Here is a 20737-nt window from a genome sequence, read left to right on the forward strand (position 1 = left end):
CTGTGCGCCAGCTCACATAGGAATGTGAGCATGAAAGCAGCTGTGTACTACGGACCGAACAAAGTGGACGTCACCGACGTCCCCGAACCCGATCCCGGAGCGGGAATGGTGAAGGTGCAGGTCGGCTACAACGGCATCTGCGGCACCGACCTGCACGAGTATTACGCGGGCCCGATCTTCGTGCCGACCGAGCCGCACCCGTTGACCGGTGCGCAACTGCCCATCGTGATGGGACACGAGTTCTCCGGGACCATCACCGCACTCGGTGAAGGGGTCACCGGATGGGCCGAGGGCGACCGGGTTGCGATCGAACCGATCTACCGCTGCGGGCGGTGCGGACCGTGCCGGGCCGGCACGTACAACATCTGCGCCCAGATCGGATTTCACGGTCTGATGTCCGACGGCGGGATGGCCGAGTACACGGTGGTGCCGACGGACATGCTGCACAAGCTGCCCGACAATGTCTCGCTCGAACTCGGCGCACTGGTCGAACCGATGTCGGTGGCCTATCACGCCGCCACCCTCGGAGATCCAGACCCCGACCGCACCGCCATGGTGTTCGGAGCCGGGCCGATCGGGATCGGCCTCTGGTTCGCGCTGCGCGGCAAGGGGATCGAGGATGTGTTCGTCGTCGAACCCTCGGCGACCCGCCGCTCGGCCATCGAGGCGCTCGGTGCCCGCACGCTGGACCCGACGGTACTGGACGTGCCGGGCTTCATCGCCGATCGCACCGACGGGCATGGCGCGGGCGCGGTATACGACGCCGCCGGTGTCGCACCGGCGGTCGAGACCGCCCTGGCATGCGTCGGCGCGCGCAAGGCGATGGTGAGCGTCGCGATCTACGAGAAGCCGTTGACCACCCCATTGCTGAACCTGGTGATGAACGAGTCCCGAATCCAGGGCTCATTGTGTTACACCGCAGCCGATTTCCAGGCCGTCATCGGTCTGATGGCCGAGGGTGCGTACGACACCACCGGCTGGGTCACCGCCATCGGCATCGACGATGTCATCGACGAGGGCTTCGAGGCCCTGCATGCCGGAACCAAGATGAAAGTACTGGTGCAACCATGACGAGGACAGATATGACACGCACGATTCCCGCCCCGCTGCTGGGCAAGGTGGCGCTGGTGACCGGTGCAGGTCGCGGCATCGGCCGCGGTATCGCCCACGAGCTGGCCGGCCAGGGCGCCGATATCGCACTGGTCGATGTGAGCGCCGACGCGTTGGCCCAGGTTGCCGATGAGATCGTCGAACTCGGTTCCAAGGTGACCACTTTCGTCGCCGACGTGTCCGATCGTGACGCGGTGTTCGCCGCCGTCGAGCATGCCGCCGAGGCCCTCGGTGGATTCGACATCATGGTCAACAACGCCGGTATCGCGCTGGTCGGGTCGATCGCCGAGGTGACTCCGGAGCAGCTCTCGCGGTTGTGGGCCATCAACGTCGACGGTGTGCTGTGGGGCATCCAGGCTGCCGTGGCCAAGTTCATCGCGCTTGGTAACAAAGAGCGCGGCAAGATCAGCCGAATCATCAACGCCTCGTCGATCGCCGGGCACGAGGGTTTCGCGATGCTCGGCCCCTACAGTGCGACGAAGTTCGCGGTGCGGGCGCTCACCCAGGCTGCGGCCAAGGAGCACGCGGCCGACGGCATCACCGTCAACGCGTATTGCCCGGGGGTGGTCGGCACCGACATGTGGGTCGAGATCGACAAGCGGTTCGCCGAACTGACCGGCGCGAAGGAGGGGGAGACCTTCGAGAAGTTCTCGGCGACCATCGCCCTCGGGCGGCCGGAAACCCCGGAGGACGTCGCCGGATTCGTCGCCTACCTGGCCGGACCCGGCGCGGACTACATGACCGGGCAGGCCGGGCTGATCGATGGAGGCATGGTCTACCGGTGACCCGCGCGTGACAGCCCGTGTGACGGGGAGCACAATCGAACGGGTGGCAGGCGCCTCGAACCCCGAGCCCGCGGTCGCCGTCGGTGACGACCCGCGTCGCTACGCCATGCTGCTCTCCGAGGTCTACGACGCCACCATGGCAGGCGGGCGATCGCCCGCCAAACCGCGGCCGGTGATCGCCGAATCCTGGAACCGATTGCTGGACAGCGGTATCGACCCCGAGCGTCACGATCCACCGGATATCGACCGTAGCGGACTGGATCTGCTGCGGCAGTCCTCGGGGCTGCTGACGGTGCTGGAAGACATCACCCGCGGGCTGGAATCGGTGATCGCCGACGGCAGTAACATCCTGGTCGTCGCCGATGCACGCGGCCGGGTCCTGTGGCGGTCCGGGACACCGCGAGTGCTCGGCAACGCCGACCGGTTGGGCTTCGTGGAGGGTGCCGACTGGGGCGAGTCGGCGGTCGGCACCAATGCCATCGGCACCGCCCTGGTGTCACGGCGCGCGGTACAGATCTTCTCAGCCGAGCATTTCCTGCGCAGTCATCACGCGTGGACCTGCGCGGGTGCGCCGATCCGGGACCCGCGCACCGGGCATGTGATCGGTGCGGTCGACGTGTCCGGCCCGGCGTCCACGGTGCACCCCACCACGATCGCGCTGGTGGACCTGGTGGCGCGGCTGGCCGAATCGCAACTGCGGGAGGCGCACGCCAGGACGCTGGACCGGCTGCGGGCGGTGGCGGCCCCGATGTTGGCCCGGCTGGGCGAGCCTGCGTTGGCCGTCGATCCGGAAGGGTGGGTGGCCGCGGTCGACTCGATGCCCCCGCACAACCGGATCATGTTGCCGCAGAAAGCAGGACCGGGCAGGACATGGATACCGGCGTTGGGGGCGTGTGAGTTGGAGCCGCTTTCGGGCGGATGGTTGGTGCGGCCCGTCCCGGACGAAACCTGTGACGAGGCGGCCACCGCTGAGCTGACGCTGGACCTGCGCCAGCAGCCGGTGCTGGAACTGTCCGGGCCGTCCGGGTCGTGGCGGCAGGACATCTCGCCCCGGCATGCGGAGATCCTGCTGGTGCTGGCCACACATCGGGCCGGGCGGTCCGCTCCGGAGCTGGCGGCTGACCTCTACGGTGACCGGAGCCGAGTGGTGACTGTCAGGGCCGAGATGTCGCGTCTGCGAAAGCAACTGGTCGGCATCATCGAGGCGCAGCCTTACCGGTTCGGTGCCGGGATCGAAGTCCGCGTGCATCGCCCGGCGGATCCCGCGACGTTGTTGCCGTCCTCGAGCGCCCCGGCGGTGCGGCAAGCCAGGGGTCAGTCCGCGACGTAGGACGTCATCGACAGCGACCCGTAGCTGTACCCGTCCACCAGCACCGAGGCCGGCCGAGCGCCCGCGATACCGGCGAAGTACAGCATCGGGATGAAGTGATCGGGCGTCGGGACCGCGATCGGATAGTCGGGATGGTCACGTAGCCGCAGTACCTCGGCCGGATCGGTGGTGAGTATCTCCCGCGCCGCGGTATCGAACCGGGCTGCCCAGTCGAATCCGGTGTCGGCGAAGCCGGAGTCCATCAGGCGCAGATTGTGCACGATGTTGCCGCTGCCGAGCACCAGGACCCCCGCATCGCGCAAGGGGGCCAGCCGTGCACCGAGATTGAGGTGGTACTCCAGCGGTTGTTCGGCATTGATGGACAGCTGGACCACGGGGATGTCCGCCTCGGGGAAGGCGTGCACCAGGACCGACCAGGCACCGTGATCGATACCCCAGCTGTCCTCGTCGGCGCCCACCCAGGTGGGCTGGACGATCTCGGCGATCTCATCGACCAGCCCGGGTAAACCCGGTGCGGGATAACGGATATCGAAGAGTTCACGGGGGAACCCGTAGAAGTCGTGGATGGTGCGGGGCCAGGACATCGCGGTGACGGCCGTGGCGTTGATGTACCAGTGCGCGCTGATGACCAGGATGGCCCGCGGCCGGGGAGATGACCGGCCGAACGCCCGCCATGCGGCGGTGTACGGGTTGTCATCGACGGCGTTCATCGGGCTGCCGTGCCCGATGAACGCGGCGGGCATGGCGTTCATGAGTCGACGCTACCGCCGGACTGCCGGGCCCGCCCTGACTGTGTGACCGAGGTCTCGGAGGTAGGCCTTGCGGTACGCACGTACCAAGTTAGGGTCACCTTACCTACGATTGGAAGTGAGGTCCCGATGCGGAAGATCCGTGTGGCGGTCATCGGAGCCGGCCCGGCAGGCATCTACGCCTCCGACATTCTGACCAGCGAGTACCCAGATGCTCGGGTCGATCTGTTCGATCGGCTGCCCGCGCCGTACGGACTGGTCCGCTACGGCGTGGCTCCCGACCACCCGCGCATCAAGGAGATCATCAAGGCGCTGCGCCGCGTGCTCTCTCGTGACGAGATCCGGTTCATCGGCAACGTGCACTACGGCACCGACCTCTCGCTGGCGGACCTGCGCAGTCACTACGACGCGGTCATCTTCTCCACCGGCGCCCGCCACGACCGACCGCTGGACATCCCCGGTATCGACCTGCCGGGCAGCCATGGCGCGGCGGACTTCGTCTCCTGGTACGACGGGCATCCGGACGTGCCGCGGGACTGGCCGCTGCAGGCCCGCGAGGTCGCGGTCCTCGGCGCGGGCAATGTGGCCCTCGATATCGCCAGGTTGCTGGCCAAACCTGCCGACGAACAGCTCGGCACGGAGATCCCCGGCAACGTCTACGCCGGGCTCGCGCTCAACCAAGCCACCGATGTCCACGTCTTTGCCCGGCGCGGCCCGGCCCAGATCAAGTTCTCGCCCATGGAATTTCGTGAACTCTCGCACTCGCCGAGCGTCGACGTCATCGTGCACCCCGAGGGCTTCGAGATCGACGAGGCGAGCCAGAAGGCCATCAACTCGAGTAAGTCGACCAAGCTCGTCGTCGACACCATGATGAAGTACATGGACCGGGAACCGACCGGCGCTCCGCACCGCATCCACATCCATCTGTGCCAGTCTCCCGTCGCGGTACTGGGCACCGAGCGGGTCGAGGGACTGCGCACCGAACGCACCGAACTCATCGGTGACGGCACTGTCCGTGGCACCGGCGAATTCACCGATTGGCCCGTGCAGGCCGTCTACCGTGCGGTGGGTTACCTGTCCTCGCACCTGGCCGATCTGCCGTTCGATCATCACGCAGGGGTGATTCCCAACGATGCAGGCCGAGTTCTCGACGCCGACTGGATGGTGGTCGCCGCCACCTATGTCACCGGATGGATCAAGCGCGGACCGATCGGACTCATCGGGCACACGAAATCGGATGCGGCCGAGACTGTTTCCAGCTTGCTTGCCGACCTTCCCGCCATCCCGCCGCCCGCCGTCACCGACCCCGAGGCCATTCTCGAGGTCTTGGCTGGCAGGGGTGTGGATTACACCACCTGGGCCGAATGGGAACGCCTCGACGCCCACGAGATCGCCCTGGGCGCCGAGCAGGGCCGCGAACGCGTCAAGGTCGTGTCGCGCGAGGACATGATCGCGGCGGGGCGCGGCTGACCTCGCGCCGTAGCCTCAGCCGCCGAGGTAGGCGTCCGCCCAGGCACCGATGATCCGGCCGGCACGCTTGGCCTGGCCGGGGCCGGTCAACAGGTGCTCGGAGCCCTCAAGGGAGACGAAGCTGCGCGGATGGCGGGCGGTCTGGAAGATATCGCTGGCGTTTTGGATGCCGACGGTGTTGTCGGTCGGGGAGTGCAGGATCAACAGCGGCAGCTTCAGGTCGCGGATCTTGTCGCGTAGATCGGCGCGCCGGACGTCCTCGACGAAGGCCCGCTTGAGGGTCAGGGTCTTGCCGCCGACCATCCACTGCCCGCTGCCCTCGGCGAACACCTGCTCCAGGCAGGCGTCGTACTGATGCTCGACATGGGTGGGATCGAACGGTGCGCCGACGGTCACCACGGCGCGCACTCCGGGGCAGTCCCGGGCCGCGGCGATGGCGGCGGCCCCACCCCAGGAGTGGCCCACCAGCAGGTCGGCAGGGGTGCCCCGGTCGGCCATGAAACGACAGGCCTCGATCAAATCGTGCACCTTGACGGTGAACGAGCCGTCGCCCCAGTCGCCCCGCGAACCGCCCAGCCCGAGAGCGTCGAACCGCAACATGCCGATGCCGTCGGCGGCCAGTTGTTTGCAGATCCGAGCCGCCGCCGGGGAGTCCTTACCGAGGGTGAACCCGTGCGAGAACACCCCCCAACCGCGCACCGGCCCCTCGGGCAGGTCGATGATCCCGGCCAGCTCCGGACCCGTCGCGCTGGGGAAGATGCAGCGTTGCGCCATGGGTGGAGGTGTATCACGTCGGCACCGCGCCGTTTAGGGTGGCGGTCGTGCCGCTTCACACCATCGCACTCGAACTCGTCCCACCGAACGTGGAACGGGGTGCGCAGTACGCCGTCGACGAGGCGGCCAAGGTGCGGGCGCTCTCGGCCGAGTCGGGTGTGTCCATCGGACACATCATGATTCCCGGCATGATCGACGAGGACGACGACCGTCCCGTCGAGATGAAACCCAAGATGGACGTGCTCGAGTACTGGTCGCTGATCCGGCCCGAACTGCCCGAGGCGCGTGGACTGTGTACCCAGGTGACGTCCTTCCTCGACGAGAGCGCGCTGCGCGGCCGGCTCACCGAGCTGAACGCGGCGAACTTCGACGGCATCGCGTTCGTCGGTGTGCCGCGCACCCTCAAAGACGGTGAGGGTGGTGGCGTCGCCCCCACCGATGCGCTGTCCACCTTCGCTTCGTTGGTACCCAATCGCGGTGTGATCCTCATCCCGACCCGCGATGGTGAGCAAGGTCGGTTCACGTTCAAGCTGGACCAGGGCGCGACCTACGGCATGACCCAGCTGCTGTACTCCGATGCCATCGTGGGCTTCCTCACCGAGTTCGCCGCGACCACCGATCATCGCCCCGAGATCCTGCTGTCCTTTGGTTTCGTGCCGCAGCTGGAGTCCAAGGTCGGCCTGATCAACTGGCTGATCCAGGACCCCGGTAACGCCGCCGTGGCCGCCGAGCAGGAGTTCGTGACCCGGATCGCCGGGCTGGATCCGGCCGAGAAACGCCGTGAGATGCTCGATCTGTACAAGCGGGTCATCGACGGTGTCGGTGCGCTCGGCTTCCCGCTCAGCGTGCACTTCGAGGCGGCCTACGGTCCGTCGCGGCCGGCCTTCGAGACCTTCGCTGCGATGCTCGACTACTGGTCGCCGGCGAGTTCCAGCTCGAACGCCGGATAGTCGTCGAGCATCCGCCGCAGCGCCGCCTCGAACTGCCACATCGAGGACAGGTCGTGGTTCAACCGGCAGTCCACCGCGGCGGGCGATCCCGGCGGCGGGTCATCGTGCACCCGGTCGGCGACGGTGTCGAACAGACTGTGTGGGACCGCCAGGTAATGCCAGGGGTCGTGGTGCGGAGCGGTCAGCGTCGCCGCGACCAGCAGCCCGTGGCCGGTCGCGATGACGTGGGCGGCGGCGACGCGCACCGGACGGTGCGTCTCGGACACTGCCCATTCGGCAGCAGCTGCCCGGCTCTGCAGGACGTGTAACCGGACATCGTCGGTCAGCAGGGCGGGGAACTCGGAGCGGGTGATCAGCGGGTAGTCCTCGCCGAGACAATCGCTCAGCAGGGCGGTGAAGTAATCGGCCATGTCGGCCTCCCGGTCTCTCGTACTTCCGTGGTCGCCGACCTCGAGCGTGCACCCGGACGACGGCGATGGTCAACCGCCTATCCTTGGGTAAATGTCCGTCCGTGAGCTCTACGCCCGTCTGGACGGTCTGACCTACCGCGACGCCTCCCGGTTGGGGCGTCGGCTCAAGGGCCTGCGCGGCGACCCACCGGAGTCGCTGCTCGAACAGTTCGCCGCGGCCGAGGCCCTGGTGGCGACCCGGGCGTCCGCGGTACCGCAGATCAACTACCCGGATCTGCCCGTCTCGGACAGCCGCGAGGAGCTGGCGAAGGCGATCAGCGAGAACCAGGTGGTGGTGGTGGCCGGGGCCACCGGGTCGGGCAAGACGACCCAGCTGCCCAAGATCTGTCTGGAGCTCGGCCGCGGGATCCGCGGCACCATCGGGCACACTCAGCCCCGTCGGCTGGCCGCGCGTACGGTCGCACAACGCATCGCCGACGAACTGGGCACCCCGCTCGGGTCCACGGTGGGTTACACGGTGCGGTTCACCGATCAGGCCAGTGACTCCACGCTGATCAAGTTGATGACCGACGGAATCCTGCTCGCCGAGATCCAGCGGGACCGCCGGCTGTTGCGCTACGACACGCTGATCCTCGACGAGGCCCACGAGCGCAGCCTCAACATCGACTTCCTGCTCGGCTATCTGCGCGAGCTGCTGCCGCGCCGCCCGGATCTGAAGGTCATCGTCACGTCGGCCACCATCGCGCCGGGACGGTTCGCGGAACACTTCGCGATCGACGGGGTGGCGGCCCCCATCGTCGAGGTGTCGGGGCGGACCTACCCGGTGGAGATCCGGTACCGGCCGCTGGAGGTGCCGATCGGCCGCGACGAGGACGCAGACGACTCGGCCGATCCCGACGATCCCGATCACGAGATCGTGCGCACCGAGATGCGCGACGTCGGTGAGGCCATCGTCGATGCGGTCCGCGAGTTGGAGTCCGAACCCCCCGGCGACGTGCTGGTGTTCCTGTCCGGGGAACGCGAGATCCGTGACACCTTCGACTCACTCAAGGACCTGCCGAATACCGAGGTGTTGCCGCTGTATGCCCGGCTGCCTACCGCCGAACAGCAGAAGGTGTTCACCCCCAGCCGTTCTGGCCGACGAATCGTGCTGGCCACCAACGTTGCCGAGACCTCGCTGACGGTGCCCGGGATCCGGTATGTGGTCGACCCGGGAACGGCCCGCATCTCGCGCTACAGCCGGCGCACCAAGGTGCAGCGCCTGCCCATCGAACCGATATCGCAGGCCTCGGCGGATCAGCGGGCGGGCCGGTCGGGCCGCACCGCGCCAGGCGTGTGCATCCGGCTGTATTCGGAGGCCGATTACGCAGCACGGCCCCGCTACACCGATCCGGAGATCCTGCGCACCAATCTGGCCGCGGTGATCCTGCAGATGTCGGCACTCAAACTCGGTGATGTGCAGGACTTTCCGTTCCTGGACCCGCCGGACGCACGCAGCGTCCGTGACGGCGTGCAGCTGTTGCAGGAACTCGGTGCCTTCGACACCTCGGGCGCACTCACCGAAACAGGGCGGCGGCTGGCGAGGTTGCCACTGGACCCGCGCATCGGCCGGATGATCCTTGCCGCGCACGACGAGAACTGCGTGCGCGAGGTGTTGGTGATCGCCGCCGCGCTGTCCATCCCGGACCCGCGTGAGCGCCCGGCGGACCGGGAAGAGGCGGCGCGGCAGAAGCACGCCCGCTTCGCCGACGAACACTCGGATTTCGTGTCCTATCTGAACCTGTGGCGGTATCTGCGGGAGCAGCGCAAGGAGCGGTCCGGCAGCGCATTCCGCCGGATGTGTCGCGAGGAGTTCCTGCACTACCTACGGATCAGGGAATGGCAGGATCTGGCCGGACAGCTGCGCAGCATCGCCGGCGATCTGGGCATCCGGGAGGTATCCGAGGATGCCGACCCGACTCGTATCCATGCCGCATTGACCGCCGGGTTGTTGTCCCACATCGGATTACGCGAAGGTGATGGTCGCGACTACCAGGGGGCCCGAAACACCAAGTTCGTGCTGGCGCCGGGTTCGGTACTGACCCGCAAGCCCCCGCGCTGGATCGTCGTCGCCGATCTGGTCGAGACCAGCAGGCTCTTCGGTCGGACGGCGGCCCGTATCGACCCCGACTCGATCGAACGGGTCGCCGGGCACCTGGTGGCGCGCACCTACAGCGAACCGCACTGGGACGCCCGCCGTGGCGCGGTGATGGCCTTCGAACGCGTCACCCTGTACGGATTGCCGCTGGTACCGCGCCGGTCCGTCGGATACGGCCGGATCGACCCGGAAGTCTCACGGGAACTGTTCATCCGCCATGCCCTCGTCGAAGGTGACTGGCAGACCCGGCATCACTTCTTCCGGGACAACGCCCGACTACGCGCCGAACTCGAGGAGGTCGAGGAACGGGCGCGGCGCCGCGATCTGCTGATCGGCGATGACGAACTGTTCGCCCTCTACGACGCCCGGATACCGCCGGAGGCGGTCTCGGCCAGGCACTTCGACGCCTGGTGGAAGAAGCAGCGGCACAAGACACCGGATCTGCTGACCTTCACCCGAGACGAATTGCTGCGCACCGAGCAGTCCGACGAGCATCCCGACACGTGGCGTACCGAGGATCTGGCCCTTCCGCTGACCTATCGCTTCGAGCCGGGCGCCGCGGACGACGGTGTGACGGTGCACATCCCGGTGGAAGTGCTGACCCGCATCGGTGGTGACGGGTTCGCCTGGCAGGTGCCCGCATTGCGCGAGGAGCTGGTGACCGCGCTGATCAAGTCGCTGCCCAAGGATCTGCGCCGCAACTTCGTTCCGGCGCCGGACACCGCCAGGGCGATCCTGGACGATATGCACCCCGAGAACGGGTCGCTGTTGACCGAGATCGCCAGGGAACTGCGCAGGCGTACTGGCGTCGTGGTGCCGGCGGAGGCCTTCGACGTGGCCAAAGTGCCCGCCCACCTGCGGGTCACCTTCGCCGTGGAGGCCGCCGACGGTGCCGAGGTGGCGCGCGGCAAAGACCTTGCCGCGCTACAGGATCGGTTGGCCGCACCGGTTCAGCGGGCGGTCGCCCGCGCGGTCGCGGGCTCGTGGGAGCGCAGTGGCCTCACCGGTTGGCCTGCCGATCTCGACGAGCTGCCGCGCAGTGTGGAGCAGGCCAGCGGCGGGCACACCGTGCGTGGGTTCCCGGCCTTCGTCGACTCGGGAACCGCCGTGGATGTGAAGGTCTTTGCGTTGGCGGCCGAGCAGGCCGCCGTGATGCGTCCAGGTCTGCGCCGGCTGGTGCGGCTGTCTGTGCCCTCGCCGGTCAAGCCCGTCGAGCGTGGACTGGACATGCGCGCCCGATTGACGCTGAATACCAGCCCCGACGGGCCGCTGGCCGCGTTGCTCGACGATTGCGCCGATGCCGCGGTGGACGTATTCGCCCGCGAATTGGTATGGACAAGAAGAGATTTCGAGGCGCTGACGGCGCGGGTCGGGAAGTCGCTGGCCACCACGACGATGGATGTCGCGCGACGGGTCGAGAAGGTGCTGGCCGCCGCGCACGAGGCGCAGGTGTCCATCCCCGACAAGCCCGTGCAAGCCCAGGTCGATGCGGTCACCGATGTCCGCGCACAGTTGGATCGTCTGCTGCCCAAGGGTTTCGTGACGCTGACCGGTGTGACCAAGTTGGCTGACCTCACCCGTTACCTGCTGGCCATCGGCCGGCGGATGGAACGGCTGCCGCATGCTCTGGTGGCAGACCGGGATCGGATGGACCGGGTGCACGCCGTCGAGGATGCCTACGATGACTTGCTGTGCAGCCTGTCCCCGTCCCGTGCTGCCGGCCAGGATGTCATCGATATCGGTTGGCAGATCGAGGAATTGCGGGTGAGCCTGTGGGCTCAACAGCTGGGGACGCCGCGGCCGGTCAGCGAACAGCGGATCTACAAGGCCATCGGGGCGATCCGGTAGCGGTGACTACCGCGTAGCGCGTCGGGTTGTTCTATTGCCGCACCTGGTGCTATTTGCATTTATGCGAATTCTTGCACCGAATAGTTAAATAGAATAAACGGATATTGCTATCAAAACGTGTTGAATATGTGCACGGAATTTCAAATGCAGAGGGTTATCTTTTCTTCGTTCCGCCACGGCGTTGCTTTCCGGCCACGCCGTAACCCTCACCTCATGGGAGAAAGTAATGCGATCGAATACGTCCACGATGCTTCGCGTCGGCGCGGTGACTCCGATGGCGCTCGCTGCGGCCATGTGTTTCGCCGGAGTCGCGAACGCGGCCACCAGCGTCAACTGGAGTTGCCAGGGCACCGTCCTCGGTGTTTCCCAGACCTCCAGCATGAACACCTCGGTCGACGGTACCGCGCCGGCTTCGGTTACTGCGGGCTCTCCCGTGACCATCATCCTCACTCCGGGCTCGTCGAGCGTTCCGTCGTCGGCCTCCGGTTTCACGGTGACGAACATCAGCAATCTGAAGATGATCATCCCGGTCCCGGCCAACTCGACATTCGTCTCCACCAGCACATCTGGCGGAACTGTGTCCGGCTCGGCGGCGTTGGTGGGCTCTGATGTGGTGCTCACCGTTCCCGGACCGATCAGCGGTGGCAGCAGCTTCACGCCACCCGCGGTGACCATCAACCTCACGGCCAATGCGCCCGGAACGATCACCAGCAAGTACGCCGGCACGAGCTACTCCAGTCCCGGCATGACCATGACCACCCGGGTGTCACCCGGTATCAACGTTGCGACGTCGTGCTATCCGAATCCGTCGCCGACGCTCACCACCACCAACGTCACCTGAGCGTATCGCCGCGCTCGCGCATGACATGAAAAATGTCCGATAGCCCTCGGTGGGGCGAATCCCACCGAGGGTTATCGGCATTCCGCCATTCGCATCTCATCACTATTTCCCGACCTCGATTCCCGATCGATTGATCCGGTGTTCCGGGTGCCGGCCGGGTCAGTCGATAATGCGTCGGCGTCGACCCGCAGGCGCCGGTTCGATGCGAGAATTCCTGGCCCCGGTATACAAACGAATGTGGGCCCCGCTCACCAGAGCGGGGCCCACGAGTCGTGACGGCGCGGTGGTTATGCCGCGGCGCCGGAAGGCTCGCTTGCAGATGTGCTACCGCCGGCATCGGAGGTGCTGCCGCCGGCGCCCGAAGTGGCGTTCTCCGAGCGGTTTTCGCGGCTGCTCGGCTGACCGGAGTCGGCGGACTCCGGCGTCTTGCTGCTGCGGGCGTTTCGGGTGCCGAGGTCGCCATCAGTGCTCTCAGTCGACGGAGACCGTAGATCCTGGTATCCGGATTCGCGCTCGGACTCGGCCTCGGTGTCGGTGGGCTCTGCCGAGAGGGACTCGGTCAGGTCGGGCACGGTCAGGTCGGGTGCGGTGATCTCCGGCTCGGTCAGGTCGGGTTCGGTGACCTCCGGTTCTGCTGCCAGCTGCTCGGTGGGAGTGGCGCCGTCGATTGCAGGTTGCTCGGCGCCGGGTTCGACGGCGGCGGAGCCTTGGGCACTTTCGGCGCCCTCCGCGCCCTCGGTGCGCAGGACCACCGTGGTCACGCTCGACTCGTCCGCAGGCAATGCCGAGGGGCCTTGATCTGCGACCCTTGCCGCCAGCGGCGTGGCCATCGCCGTCGCCGGCGGTACCGCACCGAGCGCCTCGGCGATCGAGTTCATGGCTCTGAGGGCCATGTCGATCAACCCGTCGGGGCTCAGTAACCCCGCATTGAAGCCGAAGCCATTGAAGAAGGCGCCGACCATCGCGCCCGGCACACCGAATGCGTCGTTGATCGCACCCAGCCAGTCGCCGGTTTGTACGGCGTTCAAGACGGATTGGAACTGGACCGCGGTGGCCTCGACGATGGCCGGCGGGATGGCGAGAGCGCCGAAGACCAGCCCAAGAGCGCCCTGTACCCCGGCCTCGACGGCATTCGCGAAATTCTGCGCCATCGTGGAGGGAATTTCCATCAGATTGATCAGCGGGAAGGCGCTGAAGAGCAGGTATCCCGACACCGCTCCGTAGAGCGCGGGCAGACCATTGGTGATGTCACCGGCCAGGATCTGATCCCAGGCGTTCTTGAGGTTCATCGGAAGGCCGTTGGGATTGTCGAAGCGCAGGTTGTCGATCAATGCGGTCACGGTCGATTGCAGCGCGGTGAAGGTCTGCTCGCCATAGCCGATTCCGTTCACGATCAGTTGGCGCAGGATGGGTGCGGGATTGGCCAGGTAGGCCTCGGCGAGCGCACCGCCGTTGGCGATCGCGGTGTTGATGATCTGCAACCATTGTTCGATCGGGTTGGTCGTCGCGCTGAGCGTCACCGCCGCTGTCGACACCGAACGCGCCAGTGGCTCCGCGATATCGGGCATCGGCTGAATGACCGGGGCGAACGCTATCGCGCCGGCACCAGCCACCGCAATGCCGATTTTCAAACGTGGTTGTACGGTCGCGCTCATGCATTCTCCTGGTAATTGTCGGGCTAGTTAGCTGGAAGTTACCTGAGAAACTCAGCGACCAGTAGGGAATGGACATATCCCTAATGCTAACTGCAATGAGCAAAATGAATCTGAAGGAAAACGCCAGTTGATAACCGGTATAATAGCTCAGTGGCAAATTCTTTACGTGTGTCAGTTACTTACCGAAAAACAACTAAATCTGCTTAATTAAGCACAGCAAGTATTTGCACTAAATTCCGCCCCGCGGTTTGCATTTTGGTCGCCCAGAATGGGACGCCGTGCGGTGCTCGATCATGGCCACCCCGAGGGTGCCGCGCACGGGGGAGGGGACGCCGCGGGTCGTGCGTCAGCTCGGTGGTGTCCGTGCGGACGTGTCAGTGTGGGTAGGATTCCAACTCGCGCAGATGTTCCAGATGCTCTTGCTGGAGTGCGATGGTGCGATTGAGGAACTCGACGACAAAGGCGATCTCCGGCGCGTCGTAATCGCTGGCCAGCAGCTTTCCGCCACGGTCGAGTAGCGGGTGGAGGAGTTCGGAGATCCGGCGCGCTGCCAGGTCGGTGGCCAGCACGATGACCCGCCGCCGATCGGTGGGATGCAGCGACCGGCTGACGTAACCCATCTTCTCCAGGCGGTTGAGCACGATCGTGGTGCCCGCCGCGGTGAGGCCGAGCCTGTCGGCCAGTATTCCCGGGGTCATGGACTTCTCGCCGGCCAAGATGATGAGTTCGAGGGCCCGTCGATCCGTCTGGTTCACCCCGAGCACCCGAACCAGTTCGCGTGCCAAGTCGTCGATGGTCCCGAGGAGCGATTCCATGGTCGTCCTCAGGTCCGCGGAGATCCGCGTCAGTTCCGTTGCCATCGGACGAAAAGACCTCCCCCGGTGTGGTCTTGGCTCCATTCTTACGGACGTCGATCGCACGCTGGACATCCCGTGGACCGAGCCCTTGTTTTCGATCGTGACGGATTGTGACTATACCGATGTACCGGTGCCTCGAGGGGCGAATATCGGCGCTTTGCTTCCGCTTTGCTCCAGCCATCGTCGATATATCCTTGCCAACAACGTATCTCGATGCCATCAGATGGGATCAGCTGGCGTTCAGCTCGATTGACGCACGTTGCTGCTCACACACGTCGGCAAGCCCGACGGTTGTGTCGTGGTGCGGAACGCCTGGTCCGCACCGATTACCTAACCGCGGAATATAACGAAGAGCAGAAAACTAATTGGAGAAAGGCTTTGAATCGACTTCGAGCGCGCCAATGCCGCGGGCGTTCTAGGTGATGACATGCTCGATCCGGCCGATGCCGTCGAGAGTGAGCGTCAGCGTGTCGCCGGGACGCAACCAGTGGCCGGTCTCCATGCCGGAGCCACCGGTCAGGGTCCCGGTGGCGAACAGTTCGCCGGCATGCAGCTGTTCCGAGCGCGACGCGTGGGCCAGGACTTCGCCGATCCCGTGCGCCATGCCTGCGCTTCGGACGATGCTGACGGTTGCACCGTTGACGGCGACCGATCCGGTGAGCGCGTCGATGCGTGGCAGTACCTCATCGGCGGTGACGGCGGTATCCGACATCGAGCTCAGGAAATGCTTGGACTTCTGGGGGCCGAATCCGCTGTCCATCTCGGCGCGCTGGACATCGCGCGCGCTGAAGTCGTTGACGACGACAAAGGCACCGATCGCCCGTTCGGCTTCGGCGGGCGTGGCGTCGAGCAACGGGGCTGACAAGACGAACCCGAGCTCCAATTCGAAGTCGAGCGCGTCGGAGTAACTCGGTGTTCCGACCGGCGTGCCGGTCGGAACAAAGGTCTGGGCATTGCCCATGTAATAGATCGGCTGGCGATAGAACAGCGGCTTGGGCCGAAGCTGTGGAGCGGGGCGGCCGGTGACCTTCTCGTATGTCGCCGCGGCCCGGTGTAGACCGGGATGGAAACGGCGGATCAGACCTCGGGCGGCATCGATGTTGTGCTGTTCGTACAGCATGAAGTCGCGGAAGGACAGCGGCTGGAACGGCAGCAGATGTGGGCTGTTCCGAAGGTGCCGGTCAGCCTGCTCGGCTTCCCAATCGGCGTCGAACACCCGCCCGCCCAGTGCGGCGCTGCTCGACGCCGGCCGCCAGTCACCCTCGGAGGAAAGGAATTCGATCTGAAGGCCGGACGGGGTGCGGGTGCGACGCAGTTTCACCTCCGCGATCCTACAAAAAACGCCACCCGGCCCCGGACCGACGATTTGTCGCGAACTCTCCGCGGTTTATCACGACAACACGCGGCGCAGGCAGCCAAGATGGCGCTATGAGGCGTGTGGTGGTCGCCGGTCTGGGCGACGCGGGCGTGCTGACCGCGATCAAGCTGGCGAAGCATTTCGACGTCGTCGGCGTCTCGTCGAAGCCCGGTGTGGTCAGTGGCCAGGAGCTGGGGATCCGCCTGGCCCGTCCAGAGGAGTGGGCTCGGCACTATTGGATCGATTTCCACCGATACCGAGCGCTCGACCCGGTACGCACGGTGCACGGCACCCTCACAGGGGTTGACCTGGGCGCACGCACCGTGTCCGTCGATACCGGTGCGGCGACCATCATCGAGCCCTATGACGCGCTGGTCATCGCTACCGGCGTGCGCAACGGCTTCTGGCGGCAGCCGCGACGGCAGTCCAACGATCAGATCGATGCCGAGCTGCGCACCGCCCATGCGCGGTTCGCCGCGGCGTCGACCATCGCGGTACTCGGCGGGGGTGCGGCCGCGGTCAGCGCGGCGGCCAACCTGGCCGCAGCACTCCCCAGGGCACGCGTCGCGCTCTACTTTCCCGGCGACCGCGCGCTGCCCCAGCATCACGAGCGGGTGTGGCGCCGGGTACAGCGCCGACTGCTCGACACGGGCGTCGCGCTGCATCCCCATCATCGCGCTGTGGTGCCAGAGGGTTTCCAGTGCGACGAGATCACCAGCGGGGCTGTCCGATTCAGTACCGGCCAGCCGGAGGTGCATGCCGATGCCGTGCTGTGGGCGATCGGTCGGGTGCGGCCGAACACCGGATGGCTACCCGCCGAAGTGCTCGACGAGGCCGGTTTCGTTGAGGTCACCGATCAGCTCCAGGTCCCCGGGCACCCGGAGATCTTCGCCATCGGTGATGTCGCGGCCAGCGATCCGCTGCGGTCCTCGGCGCGCAACCGTGCCGACGGGCTGGTCGCCCACAATGTCCGGGTCCAGCTCGACCGGCGCGGTACCCCGCGCCGGTTCCGGCCGGCGACGCGACGGTGGGGCTCGGTGCTCGGCGCGCAACCCGACGGCCTTGAGGTTTTCACCCCGACCGGGCGCGCGTTCCGATTCCCGGCCTGGTCGATCGAGCGCGTGCTTCAGCCGTGGATCGTCAAGCGGGGCATCTACGGCGGCGTCCGCGACCGGTGAGCGGCTGGGGCCGGATCCTGGACCTAGGCGATAGCCTGATCGCGTGCACCGCCTGCTGCTCCGGAGTGTGCCACTGGTGTTGACGCCGGTGCTGCTGGCGGTGAGCACATTTCCCGGGCAGTTCCGTGTCTCGTTGCCCTTCTGGCTACTGGCCTGCACATCGGCGGTGGTGTTTGTCTGCGGTGAGCGCTGGCCGTTGCCGGTGTCGCTGATCCTGTCGGTACTCGCGGTACCCATGTTCGCCGATCAAGCCTGGGGCTTGTCTGGACTGGTCCCCTATCTCGGTGCGATCGCCCTGGCCGACCTGACCGCCCGGGTGGACAACAACCGGGTCGTGGCGCTGGCAGGTGCGGCCTGGCTGGCCGCGCTGCTGCTCGGTGTGGAGCTCGATGACCACGCCCAGCGCTGGGGTGCGGCCGATCTGACCACGGTGGCAGCGGCTTTGGGGCTTCCCCTGCTGCTGGGCCTGTATCTGCGCAGCCAACGTCAGATGCGGGCGACCGCCCAATCGCAGGTCCGTGCCCAGGAGCGCACCGCGATGGCCCGCGAACTGCATGACCTCGTCGCGCATCACATGGCATCGATCGTTGTGCGCACCGGAGCCGCTGAACACGTGATCGATGGTGCCGACCCGCGGGTCGTCGAGGTACTCGGCGACGTGCACCGGACGGCCGCGGACGCGCTGGCCGATATCCGCAGATGGCAGAGCGCGCTGCGCGACCCAGACCTGCACGAGGTTGCCATGGTGGAACCCGAAGCACTGTGGAGTGAGATCGACGCCGCAATAGAACGCTCCCGCGCCGCGGGTTTCGCGGTGACCGCCGATATCGACCGGGACGGCACAGGTCTGGATGCGATGGCCAGGCTCACGGTGCTACGAGTGATCCAAGAATCGCTGACCAATGTGATGAAACATGCCGAACCCGTCGGCCCGGTGACGCTGAGTGTGACACGACGCGATGGTGGCATCGACATCCGAGTGGACAACCTCGGTGGTGACGAATCGGCGGGTGGGCTGGGGATTGTCGGGATGTCGGAGCGGCTGGCACTCATGGGCGGTGATTTCCGCGCCGGTCGCGGTGAGCGGGGATGGGAGGTGCGGGCATGGTTACCCGTGTCGTGATCGCCGACGACCAGCGCCTGGTACGAGCGGGTCTGCGGATGCTCTGCGATTCGACCGAGGACATCGAGGTGGTCGCGGAAGCCTCCGATGGGGCGCAGGCCGTCCGTGCCACCGCTGAACTGATGCCGGACGTCGTGCTGATGGATCTCCGCATGCCAGGGGTGGACGGGATCACCGCAACCGAGCAGATCCGCTCGGCACGGGCCGATTCGAAGATCCTGGTGTTGACGACGTTTGATGATGACGAGCACCTTTACCCGGCGCTGGCCGCCGGCGCGTCGGGGTTTCTGGTCAAGGACACCGACCCGAGTGAACTGCTCACCGCGGTGCGACGGGTGGCCGCCGGGGAACTGGTGTTGTCGGCGCATGTGCTGCAACGCTTGGTAGTTCGGGCCGTCGATGCGCGGGGCGCCGCGGTGGTGGAACCGGTCGCGCTGACCGAGCGGGAGGAGGATGTGCTGCCGCTGGTGATCGAGGGTTTGTCCAATCAGGAGATCGCGGCACGCCTGCATCTGGGGGTGACGACGGTCAAGACCCATGTCGCGAACCTGATGACCAAGCTGGGCGCCCAGAATCGGGTACAGCTCGCGGTGTACGGGTATCAGCGCATGGAGTGACCCGGCATCGGGGTCGCCGGCGGACCCGCCGGCTGCTGCCCGGGGCCGAGGACGAGGAATTGTCCCATCATCCCCTGGTCCTCGTGCCAGGCGAGATGGCAGTGGTACATGTACGGCCATGTGGGATCGGTGTAGTCGGTGAAACGGATGGCGATCCGTATCCGTTGTCCCGGTGCGACGTACACGGTGTCCTTGAAACCGGCCAGGTGTGCCGGTGGCGCGGAACCGTCGATGTCGATGATCCGGAACTGGGTGTCGTGGACGTGGAAGTTGTGCGGCCAGTTGTCGACGTTGCGCACGGTCCAGATCTCGTCGGTATCCACCATCGCGTGAAAATCGATGCGGTTCATGTCCATTCGATTGCGGTTGATCATGAACCATTGCAGGTCGAACTGCCGCCGCATCGTCGCCGCGTCATCGGGCAGCGCCGGTAACGCGGCCAACGTCGCGGGTATTACCGGACTGCGACCGAGCGTGTCGTCGGCATGGATCGCCAGGACGGTGAAAGCATCGTCCACGCCGAAGCGGGCCGCTTCGTCAGCGGCCAGTCCGGCCCGGTTCTCGATGGGGAACGACTGCAGCGCAACGGATTCACCGGTCCGGAATCCGACGACGATCTCGGCGCGTTCCCCTGGGGAGAGCTGGACGCGGGAGGCCTCCACGGGAGCCGCCAACAGTCCACCGTCACCGGCGATGATTTGGAACCGGCGATCATCGCCGAACCCGAAATTGTACAGCCGGCCGCCCGACCCGTTGAGCAGACGCAACCGCACATGTTGCGTGGTCACCGAAAGGTGGGCGCCGGTAATGCCGTTGGTCAGGATCGTGTCACCGAGAAGTCCGATATCGGTGGTGTCGGACTCGTCCAGCGCTCCCGCACCGGTGAACCTGCGGTCCTGGACGATCAGCGGGATATCGTCGATACCGTAGTCCCGCGGCAGTCCGTCGACGGCGTCGTCATCGATCAGGAACAGCCCGGCCAGTCCTCGGTAGATGTGTTTCTCGGTCGCACCGTGCGGGTGCGGGTGATACCAGAGCGTCGCCGCGGGTTGTTTTATCTCCCAACGGGGTTCCCAAGAGCCACCGGCAGGTACGGTCTGATGCGGCCCGCCGTCACACTGCGCGGGAACGTGCATGCCGTGCCAATGCACGGTGGTCGGCTCGGCCAACTCGTTCTGCACGCGTACCGCGACCCGTTCCCCACGGCGCGCGCGCAGCGTCGGGCCGAGGATGGACCCGTTGAATCCCCAGGTCGCCGTCCGCACGCCCGGCTGTATCTCGGTGTGCCCGGACATCGCCCGCAACACGAAGATGCGGGTCCCGTCGACGACGGTGGACTCAGCCGGCGGCGGTATCGGTAGCGGACGCGTCGACCGCTCGGCGGCGGTGGTGCGCGAGCACCCCATGCTCAGGACGAGCGGGGCCGCGGCGAGACCGAACAGCAATTGTCGGCGGGTTGGTGAGAGCACCCCCTGAGTCTTCGGAATCCGGCATCGGCTGTACTCAGTCGTCCGGTCCGAAGATCCGGTCCGCCAGCACCTTGTGT

General features: G+C 66.3%; 17 protein-coding genes. 10 read left to right on the forward strand and 7 right to left on the reverse strand.

Annotation, left to right across the window (positions count from 1 at the left end; all coding sequences use genetic code 11):
- Positions 1-30: 30 nt before the first annotated feature.
- From PGN27_RS15125 to PGN27_RS15135, 3 genes are read left to right on the forward strand one after another with little or no spacing between them, the layout of a single operon-like run.
- The gene (locus tag PGN27_RS15125; RefSeq protein WP_335326845.1) at positions 31-1071 is read left to right on the forward strand and encodes a 2,3-butanediol dehydrogenase; all 1041 of its coding nucleotides are present in this window, start codon (positions 31-33) and stop codon (positions 1069-1071) included.
- 11 nt (positions 1072-1082) lie between these two features.
- Positions 1083-1895, forward strand: a complete 813-nt coding sequence (locus PGN27_RS15130) for an acetoin reductase (RefSeq protein ID WP_335326846.1) — start codon at positions 1083-1085, stop codon at positions 1893-1895.
- 43 nt (positions 1896-1938) lie between these two features.
- Complete coding sequence (locus tag PGN27_RS15135; protein ID WP_335326847.1) at positions 1939-3225, forward strand: GAF domain-containing protein; 1287 nt, start codon at positions 1939-1941, stop codon at positions 3223-3225.
- On the opposite strand, the gene ygiD is transcribed toward PGN27_RS15135, so the two are convergent.
- Positions 3210-3968, reverse strand: coding sequence for a 4,5-DOPA-extradiol-dioxygenase (gene ygiD, locus PGN27_RS15140; protein ID WP_472850858.1), 759 nt, complete (start codon positions 3966-3968; stop codon positions 3210-3212). The genes PGN27_RS15135 and ygiD overlap by 16 nt on opposite strands.
- A 135-nt stretch (positions 3969-4103) precedes the next feature.
- Here ygiD and PGN27_RS15145 point away from each other — a divergent pair, with 135 nt between their 5' ends.
- The gene (locus PGN27_RS15145) at positions 4104-5444 is read left to right on the forward strand and encodes an FAD-dependent oxidoreductase (protein ID WP_335326849.1); all 1341 of its coding nucleotides are present in this window, start codon (positions 4104-4106) and stop codon (positions 5442-5444) included.
- Positions 5445-5459: 15 nt separating this feature from the next.
- Here PGN27_RS15145 and PGN27_RS15150 read toward each other — a convergent pair whose 3' ends face one another.
- Positions 5460-6218 (reverse strand): alpha/beta hydrolase family protein, encoded by a 759-nt coding sequence (locus PGN27_RS15150; RefSeq protein WP_335326850.1) that lies wholly within the window; start codon positions 6216-6218, stop codon positions 5460-5462.
- A 47-nt stretch (positions 6219-6265) separates the two neighbouring features.
- Between PGN27_RS15150 and PGN27_RS15155 the strand changes: the two genes are divergently transcribed.
- Entirely contained in the window at positions 6266-7168 is a 903-nt protein-coding gene (locus tag PGN27_RS15155; protein ID WP_335326851.1) for a mycobacterial-type methylenetetrahydrofolate reductase, read from the forward strand.
- On the opposite strand, the gene PGN27_RS15160 is transcribed toward PGN27_RS15155, so the two are convergent.
- Positions 7129-7578, reverse strand: coding sequence for a hypothetical protein (locus PGN27_RS15160; protein ID WP_335326852.1), 450 nt, complete (start codon positions 7576-7578; stop codon positions 7129-7131). The genes PGN27_RS15155 and PGN27_RS15160 overlap by 40 nt on opposite strands.
- A gap of 91 nt (positions 7579-7669) precedes the next feature.
- On the opposite strand from PGN27_RS15160, the gene hrpA reads away from it, so the two are divergent.
- Positions 7670-11563 (forward strand): ATP-dependent RNA helicase HrpA, encoded by a 3894-nt coding sequence (gene hrpA, locus PGN27_RS15165; RefSeq protein ID WP_335326853.1) that lies wholly within the window; start codon positions 7670-7672, stop codon positions 11561-11563.
- Between the two features lie 226 nt (positions 11564-11789).
- Positions 11790-12404, forward strand: a complete 615-nt coding sequence (locus tag PGN27_RS15170) for a hypothetical protein (RefSeq protein WP_335326854.1) — start codon at positions 11790-11792, stop codon at positions 12402-12404.
- 287 nt (positions 12405-12691) lie between these two features.
- Here the strand turns inward: PGN27_RS15170 and PGN27_RS15175 are convergent, their stop codons facing one another.
- From PGN27_RS15175 to PGN27_RS15185, 3 genes are all read right to left on the reverse strand, one after another.
- On the reverse strand, positions 12692-14059 hold the full coding sequence (locus tag PGN27_RS15175) for a hypothetical protein (protein ID WP_335326855.1): 1368 nt from the start codon (positions 14057-14059) through the stop codon (positions 12692-12694).
- A gap of 374 nt (positions 14060-14433) precedes the next feature.
- Positions 14434-14874 (reverse strand): MarR family winged helix-turn-helix transcriptional regulator, encoded by a 441-nt coding sequence (locus PGN27_RS15180; protein ID WP_335326856.1) that lies wholly within the window; start codon positions 14872-14874, stop codon positions 14434-14436.
- A gap of 457 nt (positions 14875-15331) precedes the next feature.
- Positions 15332-16237 (reverse strand): fumarylacetoacetate hydrolase family protein, encoded by a 906-nt coding sequence (locus PGN27_RS15185; protein WP_335326857.1) that lies wholly within the window; start codon positions 16235-16237, stop codon positions 15332-15334.
- A gap of 107 nt (positions 16238-16344) precedes the next feature.
- On the opposite strand from PGN27_RS15185, the gene PGN27_RS15190 reads away from it, so the two are divergent.
- The 3 genes from PGN27_RS15190 to PGN27_RS15200 are packed head-to-tail and all read left to right on the forward strand — an operon-like array spanning position 16345 to position 19191.
- Positions 16345-17451 (forward strand): FAD-dependent oxidoreductase, encoded by a 1107-nt coding sequence (locus PGN27_RS15190; RefSeq protein WP_335326858.1) that lies wholly within the window; start codon positions 16345-16347, stop codon positions 17449-17451.
- 43 nt (positions 17452-17494) lie between these two features.
- Complete coding sequence (locus tag PGN27_RS15195) at positions 17495-18574, forward strand: sensor histidine kinase (protein ID WP_335326859.1); 1080 nt, start codon at positions 17495-17497, stop codon at positions 18572-18574.
- Positions 18556-19191, forward strand: a complete 636-nt coding sequence (locus PGN27_RS15200; protein ID WP_335326860.1) for a response regulator — start codon at positions 18556-18558, stop codon at positions 19189-19191. Before PGN27_RS15195 ends, PGN27_RS15200 begins: the two co-directional genes overlap by 19 nt.
- Here PGN27_RS15200 and PGN27_RS15205 read toward each other — a convergent pair.
- The gene (locus PGN27_RS15205) at positions 19176-20660 is read right to left on the reverse strand and encodes a multicopper oxidase family protein (protein ID WP_335326861.1); all 1485 of its coding nucleotides are present in this window, start codon (positions 20658-20660) and stop codon (positions 19176-19178) included. The two genes, PGN27_RS15200 and PGN27_RS15205, sit on opposite strands and share 16 nt — an antisense overlap.
- Between the last annotated feature and the right edge of the window lie 77 nt (positions 20661-20737).

It is taken from the genome of Mycolicibacterium neoaurum (assembly GCF_036946495.1).
Classification (GTDB): domain Bacteria; phylum Actinomycetota; class Actinomycetes; order Mycobacteriales; family Mycobacteriaceae; genus Mycobacterium; species Mycobacterium neoaurum_B.